Source organism: Planktothrix sp. FACHB-1365, from assembly GCF_014697575.1.
Taxonomy (GTDB): domain Bacteria; phylum Cyanobacteriota; class Cyanobacteriia; order Cyanobacteriales; family Microcoleaceae; genus Planktothrix.
The window spans coordinates 296,847-322,748 of the sequence record NZ_JACJSC010000002.1 but is presented as its reverse complement, the minus strand read 5'-3'; the positions used below and the strand labels follow the sequence as shown (position 1 = coordinate 322,748).

Sequence of the window (25,902 nt, the reverse complement as noted above, 5' to 3'; positions counted from 1 at the left end):
GGTATCACGCTATCAGTCACCCGTTAACAAAGAGTTGGCTATTGGCTGCAACCCAGGTTAGACCTAATCCTACTCCTGTGTTCTTGTTTTCTTCTCTTCTTCTGCTTTCGGTTTCTTCCCCTGGTTCTCCTCTTCTGCTGCTCCTGCTTTCCCCAGTGGGGTTGGGGACGGTTCAGAACTCTCCGTTAGAGGTTCGGGGTTTTTTTCTATTTTGTCAGTTTTTTCCCCTTGAGACGGCTCAGGTTGAGGTTCTGGAGTGACTTCAGGCTCCACCGAATCAACTAATGCTTTTTGTTTAACCCGGCGAATCGGTAAATTAGCAACTAAGGCGGTGACTCGGTTATCGCTTTCTAAATTAAATTCAGAATCATTGGTGTCGATTTCTACATAACGGGACACCACTTCAAGGATTTCTTTTCGCATGGCTTCCACCATTTCCGGTGGTAAATCAGCCCGGTCATGGGCTAAAACAAATTTCAGACGTCGTTTAGCTGCTTCTCGACTACTTTGATTATTTCGAGGAAAAAGTCGTTCTAGGATTTCATTAATTTTCATGGGGTGTTTGCAGGGTAACTACAGAGGCAGAAAAATCAAAAAACTAAGAGAAAAACCTTTAACCCACTTTAGAGGTGAACAAACGACGTAGTTTTGCAAAAAACCCTTCTGGACGGGGATTGAGATCCAAGAATGCTACTTTTTCCCCTTCAATGCGACGCACAACATTATTAAACGCTTGGGCAGCTTGAGAGGCGTTTTCTGCTAATATCAACGGTTCTCCTTTATTGGTAGAAACAATCACGGTTTCATCATCGGGAACCACCCCAATTAAAGGAATCGCTAAAATTTCTTCCACATCCTGCACCGACATCATATCGTTAGCTTCTACCATTAAGGGTTTAATTCGATTAATTAATAACCGAATTTGTTTAACGGAATTGGCTTCTAATAACCCAATCACTCGATCTGCATCTCGAACGGCAGAAATCTCTGGAGTTGTGACAATAATGGCTTCTTTAGCGGGAGCGATCGCATTTTGAAATCCCTGTTCAATACCCGCCGGACAATCAATTAAAATATAATCATATTTCCCCTCTAACATTTCTACTAATTGTTTCATTTGATCCGGGGTCACGGCTTCTTTCATGCGATTTTGAGCCGCAGGTAATAACACTAAACGGGCTTCTCGTTTATCTTTAACTAAAGCTTGTTCTAAGCGACATTCCCCGGATAAAACTTCCATTGCGGTATAGACAATTCGATTTTCTAAACCCAGGAGTAAGTCTAAATTTCTTAATCCAAAATCGGCATCAATCAGGACAACTTTATGTCCTCGTTTTGCTAATGCCATCCCCACATTAGCGGTGCAGGTTGTTTTTCCGACTCCTCCTTTTCCAGAGGTAATTACAATAACACGACTCATATTTGTATTCAACAATAATTGATCCGGTGATTAGGTTGACACTCCCCGCTCTCTCATAGACGGGGATTCTAACTTCGACCTAGATACTTGCTCAACCAGGGTTACCCCAAGAAGAGTAGAGGTTTCTAGTCCATTAGCGTTACTTCGGGATTGCCCATCCCTAGCTTGCTTGGCAAGATTAAGAATATTAATTGCAGCGTTTGTGTCCCTATGTAATTCGCATCCACAATTACAAATATGGGTGCGAGTTGATAGAGATTTTTTAACAATCACCCCACAATTACTGCATTTTTGTGAAGTGTAATGAGGTGCAACGGGAATTGCTAATTTATCAAATTTAGCCGCAAAATATTCTATCCATTGCCGGAACAAATACCAACTGGCATCACTAATTGATTTAGCTAAACAGTGGTTTTTAACCAAATTTCTCACACTTAAATCTTCGTAGGCTACTACATCGTTTGATGTGCATACGTTACGCGCAATTCTCTTTGCGTGTTCAATCCGTTGTCTACTTACTTTTAAGTGTTTTTTGCTGTAAACTTTTCTGGCTTTCCGTCTACCTGATGAACCTTTAACTTTCTTATAGATTTGTCTCTGAGATTGCTTAATTGATTGTTCGGCTTTTCTCAAAAACTTAGGATTCGGCTCTTGATATCCATTGGAGTCGGTGTAAAATGACTCAATTCCAACATCAAGTCCTATTTCCTTCCCGGTTTCGGGTTGAACATCGGTAACGGTAATATTCAGACAAAATTGAGCGTAATATCCATCGGCACGACGAATTAAACGCACCCGTTTTATGTCTTTCACATTGTTGGTATGGATATCCCATTTTCCGAGTAACTTAAGTTTGCCAATTCTATTTTTATCGGTAAAGGTAATTTGCCTTTTTGTTGGATGTAATGCCCATCCCGATGTTTTATATTCAACGGAACGACCATCTTTTTGAAATCGGGGATATCCTTTTTTTCCAGAAATCTTTTTCTTACAATTGTCGTAAAAACGACTAATAGCAGACCATCCTCGCTCGGCGGCGGATTGGACTGCCATTGAATTTAGATGATCAACAAAAGAGAATTCTTTTCTGAGAGTTGTAGAATATCGGTTTAAGGCAAATTTGTCGATTTTTAGCTCCCTGGAATTATCCATCCAGTATCTAATCGCTTTATTACGAACAAATTGAGTGGTACGAATTGCTTGATCAATCGCTTTGTATTGCTCAATCTTACCTTTAACTTTGTATTCTAAAACTATCATACAAATCTCCTGTTTTCGACCCACCTTATACTAACACAAATTACTAGAATATTCACGGGGGTTAAAACCCCCTGAGTCGTTTTTCATCTCAGGTCTTAAGACGCTGAGTTTTCACTCCTCCCATCCTAGTTTTATAACGTATTTACGCGCTTAATCGGTTAAGGCTCAAGGGTTAATACTCTGGCTTTGGCAACTTCCCTGGCGTGACTGATGCGAATACCGTTAGCATTAATATAAGCCACTTCAGGATAAACTTGTTCGGGTGATGTTTCTGGCCCCCGTGCCACTTGATCCGCAATCCGAATTAACTTGGGTTCCATTTGCAGGGCCATAATTAAACTGTTACGGTTGCCTTTAGCTCCAGCGTGGACATTTCCCCCTAAACGTCCCCAAATAATAATATCGCCATCGGCAATAATCGAGCTACCCGGATTAACATCCCCAAAAATCACAATGGTTCCCGGATGACGAATATCCACCCCAGACCGCACCGTTTTTTTCAAATATAACGGTTCTGCTAAGGTGGATGGGGAAGGTTCCGAGACAGATTGAGTTAAGGTTTCCCGTTCTGCATCTTGATCAACACTATATCCTGCCATGACGGCGGCGACGGCGGTTTGACGACGACTGGTTTTAACCCGTTTCAGTTGCAGTTGGACTTCGTTTAAGGCTTCGGCGATATCTTGCAGTTGACGAACATCTAATAACCGATTTTCGGCGATCAGATGCACCTCGGTTTGGGGTTGTTCTGCGTGTTCACTGCCATTGAGACGATGTTTGAGTTGTTGCCAAAGTTCTGTCCAGGTATTATTGAGGTTAGTCTCACTGTCTTCACGATTATTTTCCGGCGGTAAAAATAAGAGTAATCGTCCGTCTTCGCGCTTAAACCGGACTTGTAAATTCGGATCAACCTCCAGTACACTCACAGGAGATTCAGGTTCAGTGGTGATCAACTCGGAGGTCGGGGTATCCAAAGACATAGATAAAAATGTAATGGGCAATCGTTCAACTCAATTGGTTATTCTAAGGGATCAGGGACAGATCTGTTGATCAAGGGATAGAGGGTAAGTCAACTTAAGCAAGAAGTGCCCCAAACCTGTTGTGTAAGAGTATCAATTTCTCGATGTCGTTTTCTGGTTGATTTTACTAAACCCAATAACTTCTGATGTTGAGTTAAATAACTAACAACATCAGAAGTTTCTCCGCGTAAAACAGCACGAGAAAGTCGATAGCTTAAGTAGCCCCTATTATTTTCATAAAACTAGAGGTAATAATAGGGGATGATTATCATTGAGCAATACAGGCTTTAAAGGCTACTTATCCTTAAGCTTCTGGTAAAGTAATCTTAGAAAATTGCTCAAAAACTTCGTGATAGAAACCATTGACGGGGAAGGAATCTGTAGTCATTATTTTTACCTCAAAGATTAAAACGCTTAAATCAAGCCGCTTCTAACAGGCTGATGGGACGAAAATAAATATCATAACGATTCCGAGTTTTACCTGGATTAATTGATGATGCAAGGTAAATTACCCAAGTCCCGTTTTCCGTTTTAACCTCTAAAGGTAAATGACCTTTTCTCCTTGCCGTGTGTAATTCTCTAGTATTAACTCCGGTCAGTTCTACGACTCTGCTGAGTTTGCAAGAAACCGACACTGGAAAATTTACGCCACTTAAGTTAAGATGGAGTTGTCCGTTCATAATGACTCCTTGGGATTGTTTACAGTAGGAGAATTTGTGAGCAAAAAAATTAAATAAAGATTTTAGTCCTGATATGGTGGTTTGCTTTGGTCGGCTCCACCGTGTTAGGGCAATTTTTTTATTCAATTCTCATTTTTCTTTTTCACAATAACACACGATTCATTTTTTGTGCAAGTTTTTTCTGCTTAGGGATAAGCACCGTAAAACTAAAGTGGCTTTGAATTTTATGCGGTACAGTTGCTCCTTTCTTTAAAAAACAGCCAGCAAGGACGCTGACACTGTTGTCCCTAATGGGATTGCAGACCGCTATGACAGAATCAAAATTTTATATGCACTCTATGCGTGGGATCACTTTGATACCTTTAATGAATTAACCACTGAAAATGCTACACTTAATATAATACCCTAAACCCATGCACCAAATGCGTATTATTATATTTATTTGTGCAGATCTGCCAAGCACATAGATTACCCTATACAAATGCACAGATGAACTCATGAGCCCAAAGAATAATTCCGAAGACCTTATAACAAAAACCCCTGTAATAGCTAATCCTGACGATGTTCCCTTTGATGAGGGACAACTGTTACCGGACACAACGTACCAAAGCAATAGTGTTTTACCTCTGGTTCACTCAGACCTGGACGAATATGGTCTTGACCCCTATGAGTTTCGTATTTATGCTCATGTGGTTCGTCGGACAGGAGGAAAATATCATGGTGAGTGTTTCGCTAAATTGAAGAAAACCGCAGAAATTTGTAAAATGAGCGTCAGGAAAGCCCAATATTCTTTAAAAACGCTTTGTGAAGCGGGTTTATTATTGAAGGAAGAACGAAAAGGGCGAACTGATATCTATAAACTTGCACCTAAGAGTTCCTGGAAGCCAAAGGAGGAATTAGAAAAAATCCGGCAACAGGTTAAAAATTCTTCTTTAGATAAAAATTCTGAAGAATAGTAAAATAATCTAAGCAATTAATAAAGATTCTATGAAATGTCTAAAGATTTAGAAGTAGAAAAGTTAGTGAGGGTATTGCAGTGTCCTCGCTAACTTTTAGTTATTTGATGAGTAGAACCCATCCTACAAGCGAGTTTGACTGGTTTGCAATCAGCAAAAGCCCTATATCAGTTAATTGAATCTCCGTAAACATACGGATAACTCTGATCAGCGATTACCATTAATATAGCTGAAGGGTTAATAGTCAAGGTATATCCAGCGTAGCTCAGGATTCAATATTCCTAACAAGAATGGAGAATAGGGGATTCGAACCCCTGACCTCTGCGGTGCGATCGCAGCACTCTACCAACTGAGCTAATTCCCCGTGCGAGTCAAACAATCCAGTGTGAGGAATGATGTCTGACTCCGATTTATTATTCTAACACAACGGAACCCCAGATTGTAAAGATTCTTGTAAAAAATTTTTTTGAATTCTGTCTAATTCCAAATCACCGAATCGATCCACAGCCCAATTAGCCCAGCGTTGGAGAAGATGCAGGGGGTAGGTATGAGCGATCCCGACCACTTGAATATCGGCCCGTTGAGCCGCGATAATCCCGACAAAGGTATCCTCTAAGGCGAGACAGTCCGAGGGCTGTAAATTTAACTGGGGGTAGACTTGGTTTAAGCCTTGTACTGCTAATAAATAGCCTTCGGGTTCGGGTTTACTGAGGATAATATCATCCCCCGTTACAATCACCGGAAAAACCTCCATCAGCCCGATTTTATTTAAAATCAGTTCCACTTCTGGCCGGATCGCCCCCGTCACCAAGGCTAATTTTAGATCAGCTGCTTGCAAGTGTTGAATAAACTCCTCCAAACCCGGATAGATAGGAAGTTGTTCTAACTGTTCTAAACGCTGTTTATAGGCAAGGGATTTACGTTCAATTAACTGATCTAAATAGCTATTGGTAACAGTACGACCGCAATAAGTTAACAAATCTGTTAAACAAGCCCGATCGCTTCTTCCTAAACAAAATTTGCGAATTTCCTCCCGTTTAGAACGTAGGTTTTCTGCCAACAACAATTCTTCTATTAGTTGTTCATGGATGGGTTCATCATTAATAATGACTCCATTAAAATCAAATAGAACCGCCTTTAAACTCATCGTCCAAACCCTAAATTTAAGAAAGGGAACAGGGAACAGGGAATTACGAATTACGAATTACGAATTACGAATTACGAATGGGGAACAGGGAAAACCAGATAATATTTCTGGCTGTTCCATATCAGTTGTAAATGATTACAACCTCGGCGCAAATTGCTATAGGATTTACTAATTATAAACTGATAACTGATAACTGATAACTGATAACTGATTTTCATCTAAAACGTTCTATCGCTAACCAAGCCCGAAGAATTTCTCCCACTGACCAAGCTTGGGCAATACAGCCCTGGGGGTGCATGGGGGCATTACCATCAAAAATTTCGCTAATACTTCCGAGCCCGGCTATCGAAAGATGGTTAATCATGGGGTCTAAAAAAGTACGGGCTAGATTGGGATTTTGGAACACCCGCAAATGGGCAATTACAAAAGGGCCTAACAGCCAAGCCCAAGCTGTCCCTTGATGATAGGCACTATCTCGTTGAATCGGATTTCCCCCATAATACCCTCGATAGTGAAAATGATTGGGGGCGAGCGATCGCAACCCAAAGGACGTCAGCAAAAACTGTCCGCAGGTTTCAACAACGGCCCGTTGCTGTTCGGGGGAGAGGGCACTGTTAGGCAGAGAAACGGCAAAAATTTGATTCGGACGCAAGGTGGCATCATCCCCATAAATCCCATCGATCACATCATAGCAATAGCCTAATTCAGGATGCCAAAACCGTTCAAACCGAGCTAAAGCCCGATCCGCTAAAGCATCATATTCTTGATAAGGTCTGCCAATTTGACGGGCAAATTTCCCCATGATTCGCAGGGCATTATACCAAAGGGCATTAATTTCAATGGGTTTACCGATGCGGGGCGTAACAACCCAATCTCCGATTTTGGCATCCATCCAAGTTAATTGAGTTCCCAGTTCTCCGGCATACAGTAAACCATCCGCCGGATCAAGGTGAATATTGTAGCGAGTTCCCCGACAGTGAGAGTGAATAATATCCGTCAGTACGGGAAATAAATTTTCGATCACATCAATATCTTCGGTGACTTCATAATATTGACGAATGGCTTCAAAATACCAGAGGGTCGCATCAACGGTATTATATTCTGGGATTTCTCCTTCGTCGGGGAAACGGTTGGGTAACATCCCTTGATCAACGTATTTGGCGTAGGTATAAAGAATCGCACGGGCAATTTGCAGCCGACCTGTAGTGATGGTCAGACCGGGTAAACTAATCATGGTATCCCGTCCCCAATCACCAAACCAAGGATAGCCCGCTAGAATGGTTTTACCGACTGGATTTTCGGGAATGGCACGATTAACAATAAATTGATCCGCCGCAAATACCAACTGTTGTATCCATTGAGGCGTTTCTCGGATGTTAGCCGGACAGCTATCTTGCCAAAATCCTAATAATTTGCGTTCGTAGGTACGACGGACTTCTAAGGCGGCTTCACCATTTAAACTCGGGTTCGGTTCTGTACTCGCAACAAAACATAAAGATTCTCCGGGGTTTAAGGTAGCGGTGAAGGTCGCGGCTTGAAGATGATCTTCGTAATCTCTTAAGCCCCGTTCCCGTTCCCGTACTAAATCAAAGTTATAGTGCCATTGGGAGGTAGGGGTAACACTAGCGCGATCCGTTAATAAATAAAAAGGAACTGCTTCTGCAAAGGCGGTCACACAAAGGCCGTTTTCAACGGGTTCGATCTGCATTTGCCAATCCCCGGCCTGGGTATCGCTATGATAATCTCGATAATTAACAAAAACTTTTAGCGTCAGGGTAATGGGGCCAGAGGCGCGAGTTAAATTATAACGAACGTATGTAATATTCGCTTCCGGCTGCATCCAAATTCGTTTTTCCAGTAAAGCATCGGCACAGGCAAATTTCCAGGTGGGGATCGTTCGTTCTAACTGAAACCGTTCAATCTGGTGATGTCCATAACCGTCAATCGCTCCTCCGGCCCAACGGTTCGTATAGAGGGGATAAACTTGTCCTTGATAGTCTACAAGGTCATCTATTTTCGTGACCAGTAAGGTACGACATAAGGGGGGTTTTAAAGCCGCTACTAATAACCCTTGATAACGGCGTGTGAGTACACCTGCGATTGTTCCTGAAGCATAGCCACCGATCCCATTGGTCACTAACCATTCTCGTGCTTCTGCACTGGGCAAATTACAGCAAGTTTCTCGTCCAAAATTAATACTCATACTGCCTTAAACACTCAAAATTTTGCATCAACAATAAAATTAAAGATTTAGAAGCCTTTCACCCTCTCAATTCACAACTTAAACCTCTACAACAGATGAAGGATCATTTGTCCAATTTCAGGATAGAATGTCAGTAATAACTGTTTACGACTCAAAAAGGTTGTCCTTGTTGGCTCCACGTCAAGTACCAGCGTTATTCACTATAACGTTTTATCGTCTAAATCAAAACCCCCATTTGCTCAAATCGAACCCCGACTAAACCCCTTCCTCCCCTCTCTCAAAATCTTGCGGTGTATTAACTGCCATTTTTTGAGTTTTTGTATTCAAAAGTATGATGGGATTATTAAATTTTGTGTTCCTATTGCTGAAGATTTAGTTTTATGACAAAGCCCGAATTTTTAACTCCTTTTCCTATTTTAGAAGACTTAGATTCTAGCCTCCCTAACGTTTGTGGTTGGGAAGCCCGAATCCAGGATCTTGTTAATCATAATTATCCCATATTTTCTCCAAAAACAAATTTAAAGTTAGATAAAATCACGGCTGGCTTTGCTTGCGCCTTACATTTTCATCAACCGACTATTCCGGCTGGGGAAAATGGGGCATTAATCAGTAATCTTCAATATATGTATGAGCATCCCCAGGAAGGGGATAACCATAATGCTGAACCCTTTGCTGGGTGTTATCGGCGAATGGGAGAGTTTATTCCTCAATTAGTCGCCGAAGGATGTAACCCTCGAATTATGTTGGATTATTCAGGGAATTTATTATGGGCATTTGGTCAAATGGGGCGAGATGATATTTTGAATTCTTTGAAAAAAATTACCTGTGATCCCAACTATCAACCTTATGTAGAATGGTTAGGAACAATGTGGAGTCATGCGGTGGTTCCTTCAACTCCGATTCCTGATATTTTATTACAAATTCAAGCTTGGCAACATCATTTTGCAGCTATTTTTGGAGAAGAAGCTTTGAAGCGAGTTAAGGGATTTTCTCCTCCCGAAATGCACTTACCCAATCATCCTGATACCTTATATGAATATATAAAAGCGTTAAAAGATTGTGGTTATCGCTGGTTATTGGTTCAGGAACATTCGGTGGAAACCTTAGAAGGTGGCGGACTCCCTCAAGCGCAAAAATATAGTCCTAATCGCTTAATTGCTCGGAATTCTCAGGGGGAAACGGTAAGCATTATTGCTTTAATTAAAACCCAAGGATCGGATACCAAATTAGTCGCCCAAATGCAACCTTATTTTGAAGCCAAAACTAAACAAAAACAATTGATTTCTGGGGTTGAAATTCCAGCGTTAGTGACCCAAATTGCCGATGGAGAAAATGGCGGGGTGATGATGAATGAATATCCCCGTGATTTCTTTAGAATTTACTTTGAAATGCGGGATCAAAATCCAGAAAATTCTGGGGTTGTAGCGTTGAATGGAACGGAATATTTAGAATTATTAGAAGCATCAGGAGTGAACCCAGAAGATTATCCTACCTGTCAAGGAGTTCATCAGCATAAAATTTGGCAACACGTTGATCCCCATCAAGCAACACCAGAAGCCGTTGAGGCTGCGATCGCCCATTTAAAACAAACCGATCATTCATTTCAAATGGAGGGTGCATCCTGGACAAATAATTTAAGCTGGGTACAAGGCTATGAAAATGTTTTAGAACCGATGAAACAATTGAGTATTGCTTTTCATCAAAAGTATGATTCCTTAGTGCAGCAAAACCCAAATATAACAAAAGATATTCATTATCAACAAGCGTTATTGTACAACTTGTTATTACAAACCAGTTGTTTTCGCTATTGGGGACAGGGAACTTGGACAGATTATGCTCAAGAACTTTATCGTCGAGGAATGGAATTGTTAAATTAATTCATTTTGGGATAAAAGTCGCTGAAATTATCTTATTGACCGTGTTATAGGAAGTTAGTCATCTCTAACTTCCTCGGAAACTGAACAAAACAATGCCATACTCTACTTAACTCCAGATAGAGGAAATCTCTACTGGACGTGAGTTACATTAATTAGTTACTGAGATTTCAGTATCAGAGATAACAATTAATTTAAAAAAAGAATGATTAACTGTCTAGCCAGCCCTCACAGCCGAGAATTTCGACGATAAATCGAGGGTACTTATAGACAACAGGGTGTAATTAATCATACAATGGAGGGTAATACCCCTCATTCGGGTAAACTTCCATTTAAAAGTCTATTTCAGAAATCAATTTCTTCCATCTTGTATTCAGAAATGGATCAACTTATTTGACCCAACCTTGACTGAGGGAGTGCCAAACCGTGAACAAAAGGCGAGTTCTACCCATTATCATTTCTAACCCTCCTGATCCCCCAGGGAAGTTGATTCTTTCCCCGACTTCTGCCAATGGCGAGGAAGATTATTTCCGTCGTTTCGTGGAATATTTACCAACCGCAGTGGCAATGGTTGACTCGCAACTGCGATATTTAGCCGTGTCCCGTCAATGGCAACAAAACTATGCAGGGGGACATCCTGATTTAATCGGTTGTTCTCATCAAGACGGGTTTCCCCATTTACCGGAAATTTGGTATCAAAATGCTGAACAGTCTTTAGCAGGAAAATTACCGTATTGGGAACTGGAAATTTGTCAACCTTTGGTGAATGGGGCCCTAGAGTGGAAAAAATGGGTTGTTCAACCTTGGAAAACCGCATCAGGAACCATTGGGGGGTTAATGTTATCCCTGGAAGTGATTACCCCTCAAAAACAATTACAAGAAAAATTACAACTGACTCAACAAGCCTTTGAACAAGCGGCAACGGCGATTTTTTGGATGACGTTAGAAGGTCGTTTTTGTTATGTGAATCAAGCCGCCTGTCGGATGTTGGGTTATACTCAAAGTGAATTACTGCAACTGAATATTCATGATATTGATCGAGATTTAACTCCTGTAATCTGGGGAGAATATTGCCAAGAATTACAGCAAAAAGGATCATTAACTTTTGAGTCCCGTCATCAAAAAAAATCTGGTTTTATTTTTCCCGTTGATTTTACCATTAATTATTTAGAATTACAGTCTACTAAACCCGACTTAACCGTTCAAACGGAATTTGGTTCAGCCTGTGTTCTCTGTTCCCCATTAATTTGTGGTTTTGCGACGGATATTTCTGACCGAAAAGCCACATCCTCTGCGGTGGTCGCATCCAAAGATCAATTAGAAGCGGTGTTGAATGCTGTACCGGGTTTAGTGTCTTGGATTAGTTCTGATTTAAAATATTTAGGGGTCAATCGCCATTTAGCCAATTCTTACAATGTTCCGGCGGAAGAATTTGTTGGGAAAGAAGTCGGATTTCTGCAAAATAGCCCCAAATTTAATGAATTTGTCTATGAATTTTTTGCCCAAGATGCTTGGAAAAGCTCTAGGGAAATTACGGCTAATGTTCGTGGTGTTCCTTACACTTATTTAATTGTTGCTCAAAAATATCATCGCGGGTCAGCGGCGGTTTTCGTCGGATTAGATATTACAGAACGGCAACAAATGGAAGAGGCTTTACGCCAAAGTGAAGGACAAGAAGCCAAAAGACGAGCAGAATTAGAAGCGATTTTAAATCAGCTTCAACGCACTCAAACTCAATTGATTCAAACCGAAAAAATGTCAAGTTTGGGTCAGTTAGTGGCGGGAATTGCCCATGAAATTAATAATCCGGTTAATTTTATTTCAGGAAATATTGCCCATGCCAAAAATTATATTGAGGATTTAATGAAGTTATTGGCTTTATATCAACAGCATTATCCTCAGATTATTCCTGAAATTGCTGATGAAATAGAAGAGATGAATTTGAGCTTTTTAAAACAAGATTTACCGAGAATTTTAGAATCGATGAAAGTCGGGTCAGAACGAATTCGGGATGTCGTGCGATCGCTTCGTCATTTCACTCGTTTAGATGAAGCTCAAATGAAATCTGTTGATATTCATGAAGGGTTAGATAGTACAATTTTAATCTTACAAAATCGTCTGCAAGCTAAAGCGGGACGACCGAGTATTAACTTAATTAAAGAATATAGTGCTTTACCGAAAGTGGAGTGCTACGCCGGACAATTGAATCAGGTGTTTATGAATTTACTCACCTATACCATTGATCAGTTAGAAGCAACCAGTTCTAAAGGGGATTTAGCCGATCAACCTCAGATTATGATTCGTACCTATTTACAAGATCAAAATACCGTTGCTATCTCGATTTCTGATAATGGAATTGGAATGTCAGAAGTTGAATGTAAAAGTATTTTTGACCCGTTGATGACCTCACACATACAGGGAAAAGGAACAGGTTTAGGATTATCTTTAGCTTATCATTTAGTAACAGATAAACATCAGGGAGAACTCAATTGTTTTTCTACATTAGGAGTAGGAACTGAGTTTTTAATTACAATTCCGTTAAAAAGTTAGATAGAAACTAAGCTATTTCTGCTAATCAATTGAACTATGGGATGGCACAATATTCACCTTCGGATTATTTCGATATAACTGATTGATTTTTTTCAAGGTTTCTCGATAAGCCGTTTTATCTGCAAACAATAAATCAGCAATGCGTTGAGGATAAATTAATTCTTGATAGGCACGATTTAACCAGCAAGCATCGGCAATTAAAAAATACTGTTTTCCGCTATTATCGGTTAAATATAACCCCAGTTGTCCAACAGCATGACCCGGTAATTCAATGGCAATTAAACAACCGTCTCCAAACACATCAAAACCCTGTTCAAAGGGAGTCAAACTTTCAGGTAATTTTATAGCCTGATAATTTTCCGCAAAAATGACTCGTTCTTCAAAATTATCAGGCATTAAACCTGCTAAAAAACCAGCTTTTAATGCCCTCAAACCCTGTGTATTTTTAATCGCATTATAACCCGATTGAAAACAAATAAATTCTGCTTTGGGAAAATCCTTTAATCCCCCAATATGATCCGCATGAAAATGAGAAATAATAATATATTGAATCTCCTCCGGTTCAATTCCTAACTGTTTGAGTTGAGAAATCGCAGTTTCTTGAGGTTTTAAATAAACCGGGGTTAATAAAGCATAAAGCTTTTGGGGTAAATGCTGTGTTTCTTGATAAAACCGTTCAGAATATCCTGTATCAAATAAAATCCACCCCATAGGGTGACGAATTAAAGCAAATAACGCCGGAAAAATAATCGATTTCCAACTTTCCCCCGGAAGTACCATCGCTTCAGGGTGTGTACAATATCCCGCCTGTAAAAACGTAATTTCTACCATATTTTATAGGGATTTCCAATATCTAACAAACTCATCTAAACCTTGTTCAATTGAAATTTGAGGTTTATACCCTAACTGAATTTTAGCCGATGTAATATCCAAAGTTTGGCTAAAGGCTAATAATCCTAGAGTATAGCGCGTTAAAGCAGGTTCTCGATTTGGTAAAAAAGATTGATAAAACCATTCCATCCCCGTTGCTAAAGTGTAGGCGATCGCATAGGGTAAAGGTTTAAACTTTAAGGAAATATTCAATTTTTGTGATAATTTTTCTAATAATATTAATAATTCCGTCGGTTCTCCATTGCTAATATTAAAATATTCTCCTAATTGTTGATCTGGTGCAGTTTGACACAATAATAACCCATCTATAACATTATCAATATAAGTCATATCTAATATCGCTTTTCCTCCATTAATTAAGGGAATACCCGTTGTTTCACTCACTTTTAATAGTCGGGGAAAAATTACCGTATCCCCAGGGCCAAAAATACCACGCGGACGAATAGAAATGACAGGTAAACCTTGTTGAAACCCACGATTAATTTCTTGTTCTGCTAATTGCTTTGTTTTAATATAAGGATGGATGATATTTTGAGCTAAATTATCGGTTTCTTTAATATTAAAGCGATGGGTTAAATTAAAATAAACCGCCGAAGTAGAAACATAAATTAAACGTCTGACATGATGGGTTAAACAACTTTCAATAATATTGCGAGTTCCGATAACATTCGTTTTATAAAACTCTTCTTCTCGTCCCCAGGGAGAAGATAAAGCCGCACAATGAAACACATCTTCTTGTCCAGACATTACTGATAATATAGCATCGGAATTGGTGATATCAACGGGTAAAAATTTGAGTCCTAATTGTTGTAAGCGATCGCCTATAATTAAGTTACGTCCTAAAATTGTGACATCCTGACCTAAAGAATGCAATCTCAAGGCTAATTTCTGACCTAAAAATCCAGTTCCACCCGTGACTAAAACTTTTTTCATAACTTAATTTTTTTTATTCATTTATTAAACCTGCCTTTAATACATCATTTGTTAACTGTTTTAAAGATTTTCCTTGCGAAATTGCCAATGCTTGTAAACGAGAGTAAATAGCAGGTTGAATCGCAATTTTAGGGGAAGGATCACCCAGTAAGGGGGATTTTAAGGGTTTAACATGATAATTAAGTTCAACTTGAGATAATTCTGAATCCTGCCATGTTTCAGGTTTTTGATTAAAAATCAAAACTCCGCTAATTCGTTGTAAAACTGTTTTTTCGCTATTAAATAATAGTACCGCATCTCCTGAAATTTGACTTAATAATAATATTGAAACATTCAAGAGAGTTTGTTTACCTAAGATTTTTTCATCTTGATGTTTGAGACGAAACCATACATCAATTGTTGGCTTAAATCCGTAATTTTCTAGCATTAGATATTGTGTTGCTGGTTTTTCCGGGGAAACGCCAATAATAATTCCAGAATTAAATAATCGTTGGTCTTCCCCAGGTTGCAAATCGAATTGATTAGATAAAATATCGTAGATATTATTAGAATTAAAATTTGTTTCTAGTCTGAGTTCATAATCTAATGACATTAACTAATTCCTCCTGAATTTTAAAAAGGAAAGAATGGAATAATCTGAGCATCCTTTGTTATAATTATAATCTCTTCTAAACCTTCAATAGAACTTTCAATAAGCTGCTGTTTGAGATTCTTAACAGAAACTTTACTATCTGCTAGATTTAGAATAATCCGACTAGCTTGTTTTCTTTCTACCTTACTCCGAATTGTTTCAATAATATTGTAGAAATTGGCAGTTGATGGAGCATAACAATCAAAAATCCTACCTTCTATTTTATAATCAGGCTCTTTATCACCAGATATAGCAGGGTTTTGTTCTACATTATACCCGGCATTTGCTAAAATTATAGCTGACTCATTTTCTCGGCGTTTACCGCGAATGGTATCGACATCATCATGAACTCGAATTTTAGCTGGAGAACCTGTTGGTCTTCCTCCGGTTTGTCCTGATGGTTGAGTTGGTGTCATTGGAATTTAAAAACTCGCTCTCAGCCTTCAATAGATACTTATATCATTAATTCGTGTTTCCTCAATATAAAAATTCGACATAATACAGAAAGAACAATATTCTGTCATTTTCCTAAAATTCCATGAACCTTGTTGATTATCTTCGCATTAGTTTGATTGACCGTTGTAACTTCCGGTGTCAGTATTGTATGCCCGAAGGTGCAGAAATTGATTATATTCTCCAACAAAACCTTTTAACTCTCGATGAACTGTTAACCCTGTTGCGAGAGGTATTTATTCCCGTTGGGTTTACTCGATTTCGGTTAACCGGAGGTGAACCTTTATTACGTCCTGGAGTGGTAGAGTTGGTTAAACAAATTAACGCCTTTCCTGAAACAAAAGATGTGGCGATGACAACTAATGGCTTTTTATTAGCAGAAATGGCAGAGGATTTATATAAAGCTGGACTGCGGAGGATTAATATTAGTTTAGATTCCCTAGATCCTGATATTTTTGATCAAATTATCGGCAACCGAGGACGTAGCCGTTGGCAACAGGTTTGGGAGGGAATACAAGCAGCTTATGAGGTCGGTTTTAACCCTTTAAAATTAAACGTTGTGGTCATTCCTGGGGTGAATGATCATGAAGTTTTAGAGTTAGCAAAATTAACAATAGATCGACAATGGCACGTCAGATTTATTGAATTTATGCCCATTGGAAATAACGATTTATTTGCTGATCGCGGTTGGATTTCTTCAGAAGAATTAAGACAAAAAATTCGAGAACAATGGGGGTTAGAAACCTCTCAAATTAAAGGAAACGGCCCTGCGGATGTCTTTCAAATACCGGGGGCAAAAGGAACATTAGGATTTATTAGTCAGATGTCAGAATGTTTTTGCGATCGCTGTAACCGGATGAGATTCTCCGCCGATGGTTGGTTACGACCTTGTTTACTCAATGAAACCGGACAAATTGACTTAAAAACTCCTCTGCGTCAAGGTGTGACGTTTGAGGAGTTACGAGAACAGGTGAATAACCTATTAAGAATTAAACCCGATATAAATTTTAAACAACGGGACTCTGGCACAACGGGAAATTATACTCGAACCATGTCCCAAATAGGAGGATAGCAACCTGATTGATTTTGGATTTAGGGTTTAATAATAATCGGGTGGGGTACGTTATTTTTAGTCGATAACGCCCCACGAAAAATAGAACGGTGAGGAACTCTTAGGCTTGACGTGAATAATATTCAACCACTAACAGTTCGTTAATTTGTAAAGCCACCCATTCCCGTTCAATGACGCTATTTACCTTTGCAGTCAGTTGTGCTTTATCTAACTCCAGATGGCTAGGAACGTTGGCTAAACCGGGATATTGTAAATTGGCTTTTACCAGTTCACGGGATTTTTCAGTATTTCTGATCCCAATAATTTCACCGGGTCTGCATTGATAGCTGGGGATGTTCACGCGATGACCATTGACGGTAACGTGACCATGACTGACTAACTGACGAGCCGCCGGAATTGTAGGGGCCATTCCTAAACGGAAAATGGTATTATCCAAACGCATTTCCAACAGTTGCAGCAACACTTGTCCAGTGGAACCGGAAGCGCGGCGAGCTTTACGGACATAGCGTAACAGTTGACGCTCCGAAACACCGTAGTTATAGCGCAGTTTTTGTTTTTCTTCTAACCGAATCGCATATTCTGAACGTTTGCGACGAGCTTGACCATGTTGTCCGGGGGGATAGGCCTTTCTGGGGGTCTTCCGGGTTAATCCGGGTAAATCGCCCAAACGACGAACGATTCTCAGACGGGGGCCTCTATATCGAGCCATCTAACTTCTTCTCCGCATAAAATTTTTTGCACCAATCTTTTATTATAGTATGTATCCAACTTGAATGGTCTAGTTTTTGAGTAATGCTCGAAATCCGGCTTGCTGAAAATGAGTATCGGCGGTTAGTGCATCAGTAATTCCTCGATTCCCCATAACGATAAATGACAGACAATCGACTAAACCCCATTCTTTATCTTTTCGCTGTTTAAACAAATTGAATGCAGCCATATACAAATCATGAGTCAACACCACAATTTCCACACTGGGATCAGCTTCAAGAGATTCTAATAGTTGGATTGCAGCCATTCTATATTTTAATTTAGAAAGTGCATTACCAATTTCTAGTAAAATAGCTTGAGTAGTAACTAAACGGGCTTGACTAGCTTGTAGTTGAGCAGCCAATTGAACAGCCCGTGCATGATGTTGATCCATAATTGAAGAAAGCGCAATCGCAAAGGAAGTATCTAAAAAAACTTCATTCATGATCAGAAACAGTTTCCCCATATAAATACTGATCAATTTTCTCAGACCAATCTGGATTCCCTTGTAGCTGTAAAGATTGAGCGGTTTCAAAAAACGTTTTTTGGGGTTTTTCTTGAGGTAATATTGTTTCAACAATAATTTTAACCCTTGTACCTATATCCAGGTTTAAGGGAGATTCCAGTTGCAGGGATTTACCATCAAATATGGCATTAATTTCTTGAATCATAATAATTAAAATGTTCTCAAAACCGTTTTTTAATGATTTAGATTAATCCCATAATAGCATTTTTTAGAGATCTTGGTTGAGAACCCGGATACTAACCACTAAGCATGGTCTAACTTTTGGCACATAGCCCAGATCGACAAGCCAGACTTCGCCAAGCTCAGGACTATTCATAATCAATTTCTTGTTGATCTAATGCTAAGAATAACTCTTCAGCATTTAAGATAAAGTCTTCATCTGTCAATGGTGGAAAGTCAAAATGGACGAGCCGCCTCAAGATTTCTAGCCCAATCTCAAGTTGCTCTGCGTCAGCCAAACTATCAAAAGTATTAAGAATCTCTTGAGCTAAGGCTGTCATAGTTTTTCACTCCTGTAAGGAGTAAAGCATTGTGACTAAACTCCTTGATTAATTTATTTTACTGCAAACCCCAAAGAATCGCGCCTTTGCCCTGGGCTTCATACAGAGTGAATTTCTGCTTCAAATCCATACGAGCAAAAGAATCACCCTTATATTAATTCTCGATTACCCAGGAAGATAGATTTATTTTCCTAGATAAATCCAACCTTATGTAGAGGTCAATTGATTTTCCCCAAAACAGAATAAAAGTAAGGATTTAGAGAAACTGTGATAGTTTAACCTTGATTTCAATCAAGATTCTAATTAAAAAAGGAGTCAATTATGGCTGGACAAATGTGTTGGCTACCCCGGTCTGCAAGCAATGGAACAACCATTCTTCATTTGCGCCTTGAGGCCAATAAACCTTGGGTTCCTTATTATTTAATGGCTCATTATTCTGTTCCTGATTATCCCATTCCGGGGGGTTCCAAAGGGTGGGCTACCTATCAAAAATTATTTAAAGCAGGTTGGAAATTAGAACCCACTCCCCAACCCGCATTTCAAGATCAACAAATACCAAAAGCAGCTTAAGGATGTTAAATTTGAAAAATTTATCAACAGGCTATGCCTGGGGGCTGTAGGGCTGTCCCCAGTTTTTCCATGGTTAAAATAGGTGAGCGTTTTATTCTTTTATCCATAAAGTTTATTATTTTAATAAAATGAAAAGATTTTTCAAAAAATTATACTTAAAATGGAAATTATTCTGGGTCAATTTAATTTATTTAACCTACACCCCTCAAGCTATCTTATATTCTTATAAACGCGATCGCGCTGACCGCAATATTCCCCCCCTGCAACCTCATTCCTCAGAAACAGGTGACACACCAGGGAAATTATTAAAAGCAGAAAACACAGAAACAGGCACAATCTTCAATTTTGAAAAAGCAGAATTAGAACTAACTTTCTTAACCAATGATTTTGTCAGAATTACTTGGAAACCGACTATTTTACCCTATCCCTATGGCATTGAACGTCAGGAATGGGAAACCCTAGAACCCCTTTTAAATCAAACCGAAAATGCTTGGACTGTTACCTCCCCAAACGCAACATTAACGATCCAGGTTCAGGATGAAGGGCATCTGAAATTTTTCGATGCTCAACACCAATTAATTCGCGAAGAATACCCTCCAGAAAAATTAAATGAACAATGGATACATCGAGCTAATTTACGACCCGAAGAACATATTTATGGGTTAGGAGAGCGTTCATTTCCCTTAAATTTACGATTAGCAAAAGAAGTCACTAAAAAAGGGAAACCTACTTCAGAACCTAAAAAATTTAGAATGTGGAATTTTGACGCAGCCGGACAATATAGTCCGGGTTCTGACCCCATGTATTTATGTATTCCCCTGTATTTAGGATTACATGAACAAGGGAGTTATTTGATTTTTTATGAAAATCCCTATGAAGCAATTTTTCAATTTTCAGACACAGCAACAGCCAATTTTAGCGGCGGTGCATTGCGCTATTATTTCACTCTAGGTTCTCTCCCTAAATTAATAGAAAATTACACCGAATTAACCGGACATTCTCCCCTTCCTCCCCGTTGGGCGTTAGGCTATCATCATTCTCGTTGGGGGTTTGGAACTGAAACCCAAGTCAGAGAAACCTATCGCAATTTTGAAAAAAATGATCTGCCATTAAGTGCCATTCATCTTGATATTGATGTCATGGTAGATTATCAAGCCTTTACTATTGATCCCAAACGATTTCCTGACTTACAACGCTTTACTCAAGAACTCGAAGTTCATGGCGTTAAATTTATTAGTATTCTCAACCCCGGAGTTAAATATACTCGCCATAATCAAATGTTTTTACAAGGGCAAATTCTTCATGGTTTTTGTAAATATCCTAATGGTAAATTAGTAATAGCTCCAGTATGGCCGGGATGGACAGTTTTTCCTGATTTTACTCATCCAATGGTGCGCCGTTGGTGGACACGACAATATTTATATTTATTAGAAGTTGGAGTCGGAGGATTTTGGCATGATATGAACGAACCTGCGGCTTTTATTGCGTGGGGAGATCGTTCATTACCAAAAGTAACTCGCCATTTTGTTGAAGGTCGAGGGGGAGATCATCGAGAAATTCATAACGTTTATGGAATGTTACAAGCCTCCGCCGCTTTTGAAAGTTTACGTCAATCTCGACCCCATCATCGCCCTTTTATTGTATCTCGTGCAGGGTGGGCAGGTTTACAACGTTATGCGTGGGTTTGGACGGGGGATATTGAGTCAAGTTGGGCGGCTTTACGTCAAACTATTTCAACAGTTATTGGGTTAGGTTTATCCGGTATTTCCTATAGTGGTTCAGACACCGGAGGTTTTCAAGGAAACCCTAGCGCAGAATTGTATTTACGTTGGTTTCAAATGTCGAGTTTTATGATGTTTTATCGGACTCATTCTTCTAATAACGTCGAACATCGAACCCCTTGGATATATGGAGAACCAACCTTAAGTATTTTACGCGAATTCTTAAAATTTCGTTATCGATTAATTCCCTATATTTATACTTTAACTAGGGAAACCCATCAAAAAGGATATCCCCCAGTCCGTCCGATATTTTGGCTTGATCCAACGGATAGTAATTTATGGGATATTGATGATGCGTTTTTACTCGGAAATGCTTTAATGATCTGTCCAATTTATCAACCCGGAATGCGATCGCGTAATGTCTATTTACCCCCAGGAGAATGGTATCATTTTTGGGATGATCAACCATTAAAAGGTTCCCAAATTGTTGAATTTGATGCGCCTTTAGAACGAATTCCTTTATTAATAAAAGCCGGAAGTATTATCCCAATGGAAGAGGGAAAAACCTTAATCTTACATCTCTATCCCACCCGTGAAAGAAACGCTCAAGGACTATTATATAGTGATGCAGGTGATGGATATGAAACTTCCAGAATTGATCAATTTCAACTTCAACCCAGTTTCACCTCAGCAACAACCAATCAACTGCTTCCTGTCTTACTAGCAAACACTGAATCTGATCAGATTGAGTCTTCAGGAAATAGCATGAAACAAGACGGAAATTCAATGACATTAATTTGGGAACAACAAGGGGATTATCCCTTTTCATATCAGCAAATTCAGTTACAATTACATGGTTTTAATTTACAAAAAGCCTGGATTGATGATCTTGAAATTACTTGTAAAAATAATAGTATAATTTGCGATCGCCCCTTTCAACAAGCTCGTTTAATCGCTACCCTCTAAAAAGTAGGGTGCGTAAGCGCAGCGCACGCACCATTTCCCCATCGATTACTCATACTGATGCCAATTCATTCTATGGCTTTCTCCTAATTCTTATAAATCTCTCTCATTAACCACAAAGCAGCGACAATTCCAACGAAGTGAGCAACAATGGTGTGGGTATTCGCGAGAACTACGAAAAAATCAACAGGCTGGATAAAATCTTGCAGACTGCCTGCGGTGGCTAAAAAATTTCGAGGTTGAGAGATTGCTTTTGCTAATAAAATGCCGTTAATGGCCTCTGATGCAATTAAGGTGACAGCCATTCCGCTTAAGTTACTGGTTAAACCCAGGCGAATTTGCTTCATGGTTTCTGCACGGCTGGGACGGGCCATTCCCGGTGCTTTCAGTCTGCGGGCTAAACGAGTGTAACGAAAGGCTTGAAAAATACTAAACCCTAAAATACCCAGTCCAATTAAGGCAAAAACTAAACCGCCACCCATTCCTGGTGTTGCGCCAGTTTGTGCTGTTCTTCCTGGATTAAAGGCAAAAATCGCAAAAAGCTGAATAAGAGCAGAAACCACCGCTAAAACAAGCTGTGTCCAAAAGCAAACCCAGCCAGTGGTACGCAGGGCAAAGGCAACCCGTTGAATGGCATTTGAAGGGGGGGAGGAGTCGGATGGATAGGACATTGTTTATACAATCAGGGGTAAAATCATAATGAACGCGCTTAAAATCCAAGGAACTCAAGCATGAATCAACCACAACCGACGACAACCCCCAACCTAAATGAACCCAAATTTGGTTTCAATCAATATGCTGAACGGTTAAACGGTCGAGCGGCCATGATTGGTTTTTTGATCACCTTGGCAATTGAATATTTTAGCGGACAGGGTTTGTTATCCTGGCTGGGGTTGAGTTAATTTTAGCGAAGACTGTTCATAGTTGACCGTTAATTACAGAAGTTGTCATTCGTCTGATGGGTCAAAGTTAATTCAGGGTTCTCCTGTTGAGCCATAATTTTGGGATTTCCCTGGAATTCAGGCTAAACAGAATCAGTCAAATCCTCAGTTTCTGATCACTCTGATAACGGATGACAACTGACCCCGCAAGGGGTAAAATGCAGCAAAAGTTTGGAGATTAAGTTAAATTGGGATTAGATAAACTTTGAAGTGAAGAAGATTAGAGAATGATTCTGTCGGCTCCTATTCCGATAGATTGTACTAAAAGTTAACACAATTAAAATTTAGAGTAAAACTGTGATGAATGCTTTATGGCCGCGTGTTCTCAGGTCTGCTTATCGTCGAGAACCTATTGTGAGTTTTGTGGTAACGGTTGGAACTGTAGATGCTGTGATTGGTGGAGTGAGTTCAAGTTTATCGTTATTAACCTTTGGGCTTTCCAGCGTGGCGGTGATTTTGGTCTTGCGTTGGTGGATGTTACAACGCTCTAAAATTGAACAACCTGAAACCGCACCGGAATATGTTCTCCCCCCTAGTTCTTCCAGACCTCCCCTCCCTCAACTCACCCAGGACTTACGTTCTCGTCGATCCAAAAAACCGGGTTTTTAAGCCTTTTTTAAAAGATTAAATCCCGATGGAAAGGTCAGAAACTCAGTTTCTGGATCAAATTGTTCTTTTTATTGAGTGAAGAAATCATCAGGATCACTGAAAATGAGTGCTGTGATTACAGAGGAACGCTTAAAAATTGGTGATGTTGCCGCCCGGAGTGGCTTATCGGTGAAAACGGTTCGCTATTATGAAGAAATTGGTTTATTAGCGCCCACCGTTGAACGGTCTGACTCCGGGTATCGACTTTTTACGCCCTCGGTGGTTAACCGTTTAGCCTTTGTCAAACGCGCTCAATCTTTGGGTTTAAGTTTAAGTGAAATTCGAGAGATTTTAAATATTAGCGATCGCGGTGAACTTCCCTGTGAGGAGGTTAAACAACATTTAGCGATGAAAGTTGAAGAGATTAATCACCAAATAACCGCCTTAGAAATCTTAAAAAGTGAGTTACAACAATTACTCAACCATTGGCAAGATCATCCATCAAACTATCACGAGGATACCACGATTTGTCCCAATATTCAAGGGGAATGTTAATCCTAAAAAAATCGGGAAGGGATCTGATTGATCCTTCCCGTTGCTTTGGTTTTGATTAAGTTTGTTTCTGAGGGTTTGCCGTTGTTTTTTCAGTTGTCGCGCCCTCGCCGAACCCCCTTTTCCTTTAATATTTCTGCCTTGGGAACGGGGAGATTCCCAACGTTTTAGTTGTCGTGCCATTTTTCCCTATATTTTTTTACAGCTTTTATTAAGTATAGCTCAATTTTCGGGTTTGTGTCAAGCAAAAACAGAATTATTTTAAGGATAGTGCTGTGCGATCACAAGTCATCCAAACAATTCAACATCAGGCTTTTCTATGCTTTGCTGATCCGTTCTCCAGTTGCTTATTTTTTCAAAACTTAATATTCACTGTTCAATTCTTAACATTAACTTCTTGATTCTTAATTATTTTCCTTCGATTCTTAATACTTTATTTAGGAATTTATACTCCTCAAATATGATAAAAAAGAATCATTGTTCTTAAAAGTTTTAGCAAGAGGAGCAGGGATTAGTGCTTGATGTGTATATCGTTTCAGCAGTCCGCACCCCCCTCGGTCGTTTTGGCGGTTCCTTAGCAGGTTTTTCTCCTTCCGATCTCGGGGCCCACGTCATCAAAGCTGCATTGGAACGCGGAGGAGTTCCCAGCGATGCCTTAGACCTCTACATTTTGGGAAATGTTCTCCGCGCCGGACACGGACAACTCATTCCTCGCCAAGCTGCCCTGAAAGCCGGAATTCCCGCCCATGTGGATGGATATGCGGTGGATATGGTGTGTTCCTCCGGTATGATGACCCTGATTAATGCCGCAACCGCCATTCGGGCCGGAGAAGCCGATCTCGTCTTAGCCGGAGGCATAGAATCCATGTCTCAAACCGGATTTTATCTCTCCCAACGGGCGAGATGGGGATATAAATTCCTCATGGGTGCACCGGAACAGTTAATTGATATTCTGGTGTATGACGGGTTAACTGACCCCACCACTGGAGAGGGAATGGGGGATGAAACCGAACGAGTGGCTGCTGAACATGGGTTCACCCGGCAAAATTTAGATGAAGTGGCGTTTTATTCCCACAAACGCGCCAACGAAGCGACTCAACGGGGAACCTTTAAAGCGGAAATTGCCCCGATAGAAATTGTCAGCAAAAAAGGCACACAAATTCTCGATCAAGATGAAGGAATTCGCCCGGAAACAACCTTAGAAAGTTTAGCTAAATTACGTCCGGCTTTTAGTAAAGAGGGAATATTAACGGCGGGAAATAGTAGTCAACTTTCCGATGGTGCTGCGGCTGTCGTTTTAGCCAGTGCTCAAGCGGTGGAAAAATACGGTTTAACACCCTTAGCTAAACTGATGTCAGGGACTTTAGCCGGAGGTGAAACTTGGCGATTTACGGAAATTCCGATACTCGCAACCCAGAAACTTCTGACTAAATTGAATATGACAATTGCTGATTTTGATTTAGTAGAAAATAATGAAGCCTTTGCGGTCAGTAGTTGTTTATTCAATCAAATGTTAGGTGTTCCCTTTGACAAAATGAATGTAAATGGGGGTGCGATCGCTTTAGGACATCCTATTGGCGCATCAGGAACCCGAATTATTGTCACCTTGTTGAATGCCTTAAAAGAGCAGGATAAAACCCTGGGGTTAGCCGCCTTATGTCATGGAACGGGAGGCGGGACGGCTTTAGCCATTGAACGAGTTTAA

General features: G+C 39.9%; 26 protein-coding genes, 1 tRNA gene and 1 pseudogene. 10 read left to right on the top strand and 18 right to left on the bottom strand.

Features of this window, described 5'->3' with window-relative positions; translation table 11 throughout:
• Positions 1-69: 69 nt before the first annotated feature.
• The 6 genes and pseudogenes from minE to H6G57_RS05695 all read right to left on the bottom strand — a co-directional run bounded on the left by minE (position 70) and on the right by H6G57_RS05695 (position 4,379).
• Positions 70-555, bottom strand: coding sequence for a cell division topological specificity factor MinE (gene minE, locus H6G57_RS29715; RefSeq protein ID WP_190516731.1), 486 nt, complete (start codon positions 553-555; stop codon positions 70-72).
• Positions 556-613: 58 nt separating this feature from the next.
• Positions 614-1,420, bottom strand: coding sequence for a septum site-determining protein MinD (gene minD, locus H6G57_RS05710; RefSeq protein WP_072719542.1), 807 nt, complete (start codon positions 1,418-1,420; stop codon positions 614-616).
• 30 nt (positions 1,421-1,450) lie between these two features.
• Positions 1,451-2,680 carry an RNA-guided endonuclease TnpB family protein gene (locus H6G57_RS05705; protein WP_190516729.1) on the bottom strand — a complete coding sequence of 410 codons (1,230 nt, stop codon included), beginning with the start codon at positions 2,678-2,680 and terminating at the stop codon, positions 1,451-1,453.
• A 158-nt stretch (positions 2,681-2,838) separates the two neighbouring features.
• Positions 2,839-3,660 carry a septum site-determining protein MinC gene (minC, locus tag H6G57_RS05700; RefSeq protein WP_190516727.1) on the bottom strand — a complete coding sequence of 274 codons (822 nt, stop codon included), beginning with the start codon at positions 3,658-3,660 and terminating at the stop codon, positions 2,839-2,841.
• 89 nt (positions 3,661-3,749) lie between these two features.
• Positions 3,750-3,911 (bottom strand): annotated as a pseudogene (locus H6G57_RS28870) (IS4 family transposase); the annotation flags it as partial.
• A gap of 207 nt (positions 3,912-4,118) precedes the next feature.
• Positions 4,119-4,379 (bottom strand): hypothetical protein, encoded by a 261-nt coding sequence (locus tag H6G57_RS05695; protein WP_190516725.1) that lies wholly within the window; start codon positions 4,377-4,379, stop codon positions 4,119-4,121.
• Between the two features lie 497 nt (positions 4,380-4,876).
• Here H6G57_RS05695 and H6G57_RS05690 point away from each other — a divergent pair, with 497 nt between their 5' ends.
• The gene (locus tag H6G57_RS05690) at positions 4,877-5,335 is read left to right on the top strand and encodes a helix-turn-helix domain-containing protein (protein ID WP_242048874.1); all 459 of its coding nucleotides are present in this window, start codon (positions 4,877-4,879) and stop codon (positions 5,333-5,335) included.
• A 291-nt stretch (positions 5,336-5,626) separates the two neighbouring features.
• Here the strand turns inward: H6G57_RS05690 and H6G57_RS05685 are convergent.
• The 3 genes from H6G57_RS05685 to H6G57_RS05675 all read right to left on the bottom strand — a co-directional run bounded on the left by H6G57_RS05685 (position 5,627) and on the right by H6G57_RS05675 (position 8,685).
• Positions 5,627-5,699, bottom strand: a tRNA-Ala gene (locus tag H6G57_RS05685).
• 54 nt (positions 5,700-5,753) lie between these two features.
• Positions 5,754-6,482: an HAD family phosphatase gene (locus tag H6G57_RS05680; protein WP_190516724.1), complete on the bottom strand. Its 729-nt coding sequence runs from the start codon at positions 6,480-6,482 to the stop codon at positions 5,754-5,756.
• A gap of 214 nt (positions 6,483-6,696) precedes the next feature.
• Positions 6,697-8,685, bottom strand: a complete 1,989-nt coding sequence (locus H6G57_RS05675) for an amylo-alpha-1,6-glucosidase (protein WP_190516722.1) — start codon at positions 8,683-8,685, stop codon at positions 6,697-6,699.
• A gap of 380 nt (positions 8,686-9,065) precedes the next feature.
• Between H6G57_RS05675 and H6G57_RS05670 the strand changes: the two genes are divergently transcribed.
• Entirely contained in the window at positions 9,066-10,562 is a 1,497-nt protein-coding gene (locus tag H6G57_RS05670) for a glycosyl hydrolase family 57 (RefSeq protein WP_190516720.1), read from the top strand.
• A 423-nt stretch (positions 10,563-10,985) separates the two neighbouring features.
• Positions 10,986-13,109, top strand: a complete 2,124-nt coding sequence (locus H6G57_RS05665) for a PAS domain S-box protein (RefSeq protein WP_309235698.1) — start codon at positions 10,986-10,988, stop codon at positions 13,107-13,109.
• 21 nt (positions 13,110-13,130) lie between these two features.
• On the opposite strand, the gene H6G57_RS05660 is transcribed toward H6G57_RS05665, so the two are convergent.
• Genes H6G57_RS05660 through H6G57_RS05645 form a run of 4 tightly spaced genes read right to left on the bottom strand, consistent with a single transcriptional unit; the run spans position 13,131 to position 15,980 of the window.
• Positions 13,131-13,940, bottom strand: coding sequence for an MBL fold metallo-hydrolase (locus tag H6G57_RS05660; protein ID WP_190516719.1), 810 nt, complete (start codon positions 13,938-13,940; stop codon positions 13,131-13,133).
• Between the two features lie 3 nt (positions 13,941-13,943).
• Positions 13,944-14,933, bottom strand: coding sequence for an NAD(P)-dependent oxidoreductase (locus H6G57_RS05655; RefSeq protein ID WP_190516717.1), 990 nt, complete (start codon positions 14,931-14,933; stop codon positions 13,944-13,946).
• 13 nt (positions 14,934-14,946) lie between these two features.
• Positions 14,947-15,525 carry a SitI3 family protein gene (locus H6G57_RS05650; protein ID WP_072719549.1) on the bottom strand — a complete coding sequence of 193 codons (579 nt, stop codon included), beginning with the start codon at positions 15,523-15,525 and terminating at the stop codon, positions 14,947-14,949.
• A gap of 20 nt (positions 15,526-15,545) precedes the next feature.
• A complete protein-coding gene (locus H6G57_RS05645) occupies positions 15,546-15,980 on the bottom strand; it encodes a hypothetical protein (RefSeq protein WP_190516715.1) in 435 nt (144 codons plus the stop codon).
• A 122-nt stretch (positions 15,981-16,102) separates the two neighbouring features.
• Here H6G57_RS05645 and moaA point away from each other — a divergent pair, with 122 nt between their 5' ends.
• The gene (gene moaA, locus H6G57_RS05640; RefSeq protein WP_190516714.1) at positions 16,103-17,089 is read left to right on the top strand and encodes a GTP 3',8-cyclase MoaA; all 987 of its coding nucleotides are present in this window, start codon (positions 16,103-16,105) and stop codon (positions 17,087-17,089) included.
• A gap of 100 nt (positions 17,090-17,189) precedes the next feature.
• Here the strand turns inward: moaA and rpsD are convergent, their stop codons facing one another.
• The 4 genes from rpsD to H6G57_RS05620 all read right to left on the bottom strand — a co-directional run bounded on the left by rpsD (position 17,190) and on the right by H6G57_RS05620 (position 18,862).
• Positions 17,190-17,798: a 30S ribosomal protein S4 gene (gene rpsD, locus H6G57_RS05635; protein ID WP_190516712.1), complete on the bottom strand. Its 609-nt coding sequence runs from the start codon at positions 17,796-17,798 to the stop codon at positions 17,190-17,192.
• Positions 17,799-17,867: 69 nt separating this feature from the next.
• Positions 17,868-18,281: a type II toxin-antitoxin system VapC family toxin gene (locus H6G57_RS05630; protein WP_190516710.1), complete on the bottom strand. Its 414-nt coding sequence runs from the start codon at positions 18,279-18,281 to the stop codon at positions 17,868-17,870.
• Positions 18,274-18,507 carry a hypothetical protein gene (locus H6G57_RS05625; protein ID WP_072719554.1) on the bottom strand — a complete coding sequence of 78 codons (234 nt, stop codon included), beginning with the start codon at positions 18,505-18,507 and terminating at the stop codon, positions 18,274-18,276. Before H6G57_RS05625 ends, H6G57_RS05630 begins: the two co-directional genes overlap by 8 nt.
• A gap of 163 nt (positions 18,508-18,670) precedes the next feature.
• On the bottom strand, positions 18,671-18,862 hold the full coding sequence (locus tag H6G57_RS05620; protein ID WP_190516709.1) for a hypothetical protein: 192 nt from the start codon (positions 18,860-18,862) through the stop codon (positions 18,671-18,673).
• A gap of 321 nt (positions 18,863-19,183) precedes the next feature.
• Here H6G57_RS05620 and H6G57_RS05615 point away from each other — a divergent pair, with 321 nt between their 5' ends.
• Complete coding sequence (locus H6G57_RS05615) at positions 19,184-19,432, top strand: hypothetical protein (RefSeq protein ID WP_190516707.1); 249 nt, start codon at positions 19,184-19,186, stop codon at positions 19,430-19,432.
• Positions 19,433-19,560: 128 nt separating this feature from the next.
• Positions 19,561-22,119 (top strand): glycoside hydrolase family 31 protein, encoded by a 2,559-nt coding sequence (locus tag H6G57_RS05610; protein ID WP_190516706.1) that lies wholly within the window; start codon positions 19,561-19,563, stop codon positions 22,117-22,119.
• 83 nt (positions 22,120-22,202) lie between these two features.
• Here the strand turns inward: H6G57_RS05610 and H6G57_RS05605 are convergent, their stop codons facing one another.
• Positions 22,203-22,787 (bottom strand): DUF3611 family protein, encoded by a 585-nt coding sequence (locus H6G57_RS05605; RefSeq protein WP_190516705.1) that lies wholly within the window; start codon positions 22,785-22,787, stop codon positions 22,203-22,205.
• A gap of 60 nt (positions 22,788-22,847) precedes the next feature.
• Between H6G57_RS05605 and H6G57_RS05600 the strand changes: the two genes are divergently transcribed.
• From H6G57_RS05600 to phaA, 4 genes are all read left to right on the top strand, one after another.
• Positions 22,848-23,018 (top strand): hypothetical protein, encoded by a 171-nt coding sequence (locus H6G57_RS05600; RefSeq protein WP_186440269.1) that lies wholly within the window; start codon positions 22,848-22,850, stop codon positions 23,016-23,018.
• A gap of 339 nt (positions 23,019-23,357) precedes the next feature.
• Complete coding sequence (locus tag H6G57_RS05595) at positions 23,358-23,666, top strand: hypothetical protein (RefSeq protein WP_190516844.1); 309 nt, start codon at positions 23,358-23,360, stop codon at positions 23,664-23,666.
• Between the two features lie 102 nt (positions 23,667-23,768).
• Positions 23,769-24,200 (top strand): heavy metal-responsive transcriptional regulator, encoded by a 432-nt coding sequence (locus H6G57_RS05590; protein WP_190516704.1) that lies wholly within the window; start codon positions 23,769-23,771, stop codon positions 24,198-24,200.
• A gap of 511 nt (positions 24,201-24,711) precedes the next feature.
• Positions 24,712-25,902 (top strand): acetyl-CoA acetyltransferase PhaA, encoded by a 1,191-nt coding sequence (gene phaA, locus H6G57_RS05585; protein WP_190516703.1) that lies wholly within the window; start codon positions 24,712-24,714, stop codon positions 25,900-25,902.

Coding starts and splice junctions, on each gene's coding strand:
- minE (WP_190516731.1), bottom strand. CDS start 555: ATGAAAATTAATGAAATCCTAGAACGACTTTTTCCTCGAAATAATCAA.
- minD (WP_072719542.1), bottom strand. CDS start 1,420: ATGAGTCGTGTTATTGTAATTACCTCTGGAAAAGGAGGAGTCGGAAAA.
- H6G57_RS05705 (WP_190516729.1), bottom strand. CDS start 2,680: ATGATAGTTTTAGAATACAAAGTTAAAGGTAAGATTGAGCAATACAAA.
- minC (WP_190516727.1), bottom strand. CDS start 3,660: ATGTCTTTGGATACCCCGACCTCCGAGTTGATCACCACTGAACCTGAA.
- H6G57_RS05695 (WP_190516725.1), bottom strand. CDS start 4,379: ATGAACGGACAACTCCATCTTAACTTAAGTGGCGTAAATTTTCCAGTG.
- H6G57_RS05690 (WP_242048874.1), top strand. CDS start 4,877: ATGAGCCCAAAGAATAATTCCGAAGACCTTATAACAAAAACCCCTGTA.
- H6G57_RS05680 (WP_190516724.1), bottom strand. CDS start 6,482: ATGAGTTTAAAGGCGGTTCTATTTGATTTTAATGGAGTCATTATTAAT.
- H6G57_RS05675 (WP_190516722.1), bottom strand. CDS start 8,685: ATGAGTATTAATTTTGGACGAGAAACTTGCTGTAATTTGCCCAGTGCA.
- H6G57_RS05670 (WP_190516720.1), top strand. CDS start 9,066: ATGACAAAGCCCGAATTTTTAACTCCTTTTCCTATTTTAGAAGACTTA.
- H6G57_RS05660 (WP_190516719.1), bottom strand. CDS start 13,940: ATGGTAGAAATTACGTTTTTACAGGCGGGATATTGTACACACCCTGAA.
- H6G57_RS05655 (WP_190516717.1), bottom strand. CDS start 14,933: ATGAAAAAAGTTTTAGTCACGGGTGGAACTGGATTTTTAGGTCAGAAA.
- H6G57_RS05650 (WP_072719549.1), bottom strand. CDS start 15,525: ATGTCATTAGATTATGAACTCAGACTAGAAACAAATTTTAATTCTAAT.
- H6G57_RS05645 (WP_190516715.1), bottom strand. CDS start 15,980: ATGACACCAACTCAACCATCAGGACAAACCGGAGGAAGACCAACAGGT.
- moaA (WP_190516714.1), top strand. CDS start 16,103: ATGAACCTTGTTGATTATCTTCGCATTAGTTTGATTGACCGTTGTAAC.
- rpsD (WP_190516712.1), bottom strand. CDS start 17,798: ATGGCTCGATATAGAGGCCCCCGTCTGAGAATCGTTCGTCGTTTGGGC.
- H6G57_RS05630 (WP_190516710.1), bottom strand. CDS start 18,281: ATGAATGAAGTTTTTTTAGATACTTCCTTTGCGATTGCGCTTTCTTCA.
- H6G57_RS05625 (WP_072719554.1), bottom strand. CDS start 18,507: ATGATTCAAGAAATTAATGCCATATTTGATGGTAAATCCCTGCAACTG.
- H6G57_RS05620 (WP_190516709.1), bottom strand. CDS start 18,862: ATGACAGCCTTAGCTCAAGAGATTCTTAATACTTTTGATAGTTTGGCT.
- H6G57_RS05615 (WP_190516707.1), top strand. CDS start 19,184: ATGGCTGGACAAATGTGTTGGCTACCCCGGTCTGCAAGCAATGGAACA.
- H6G57_RS05610 (WP_190516706.1), top strand. CDS start 19,561: ATGAAAAGATTTTTCAAAAAATTATACTTAAAATGGAAATTATTCTGG.
- H6G57_RS05605 (WP_190516705.1), bottom strand. CDS start 22,787: ATGTCCTATCCATCCGACTCCTCCCCCCCTTCAAATGCCATTCAACGG.
- H6G57_RS05600 (WP_186440269.1), top strand. CDS start 22,848: ATGAATCAACCACAACCGACGACAACCCCCAACCTAAATGAACCCAAA.
- H6G57_RS05595 (WP_190516844.1), top strand. CDS start 23,358: ATGAATGCTTTATGGCCGCGTGTTCTCAGGTCTGCTTATCGTCGAGAA.
- H6G57_RS05590 (WP_190516704.1), top strand. CDS start 23,769: ATGAGTGCTGTGATTACAGAGGAACGCTTAAAAATTGGTGATGTTGCC.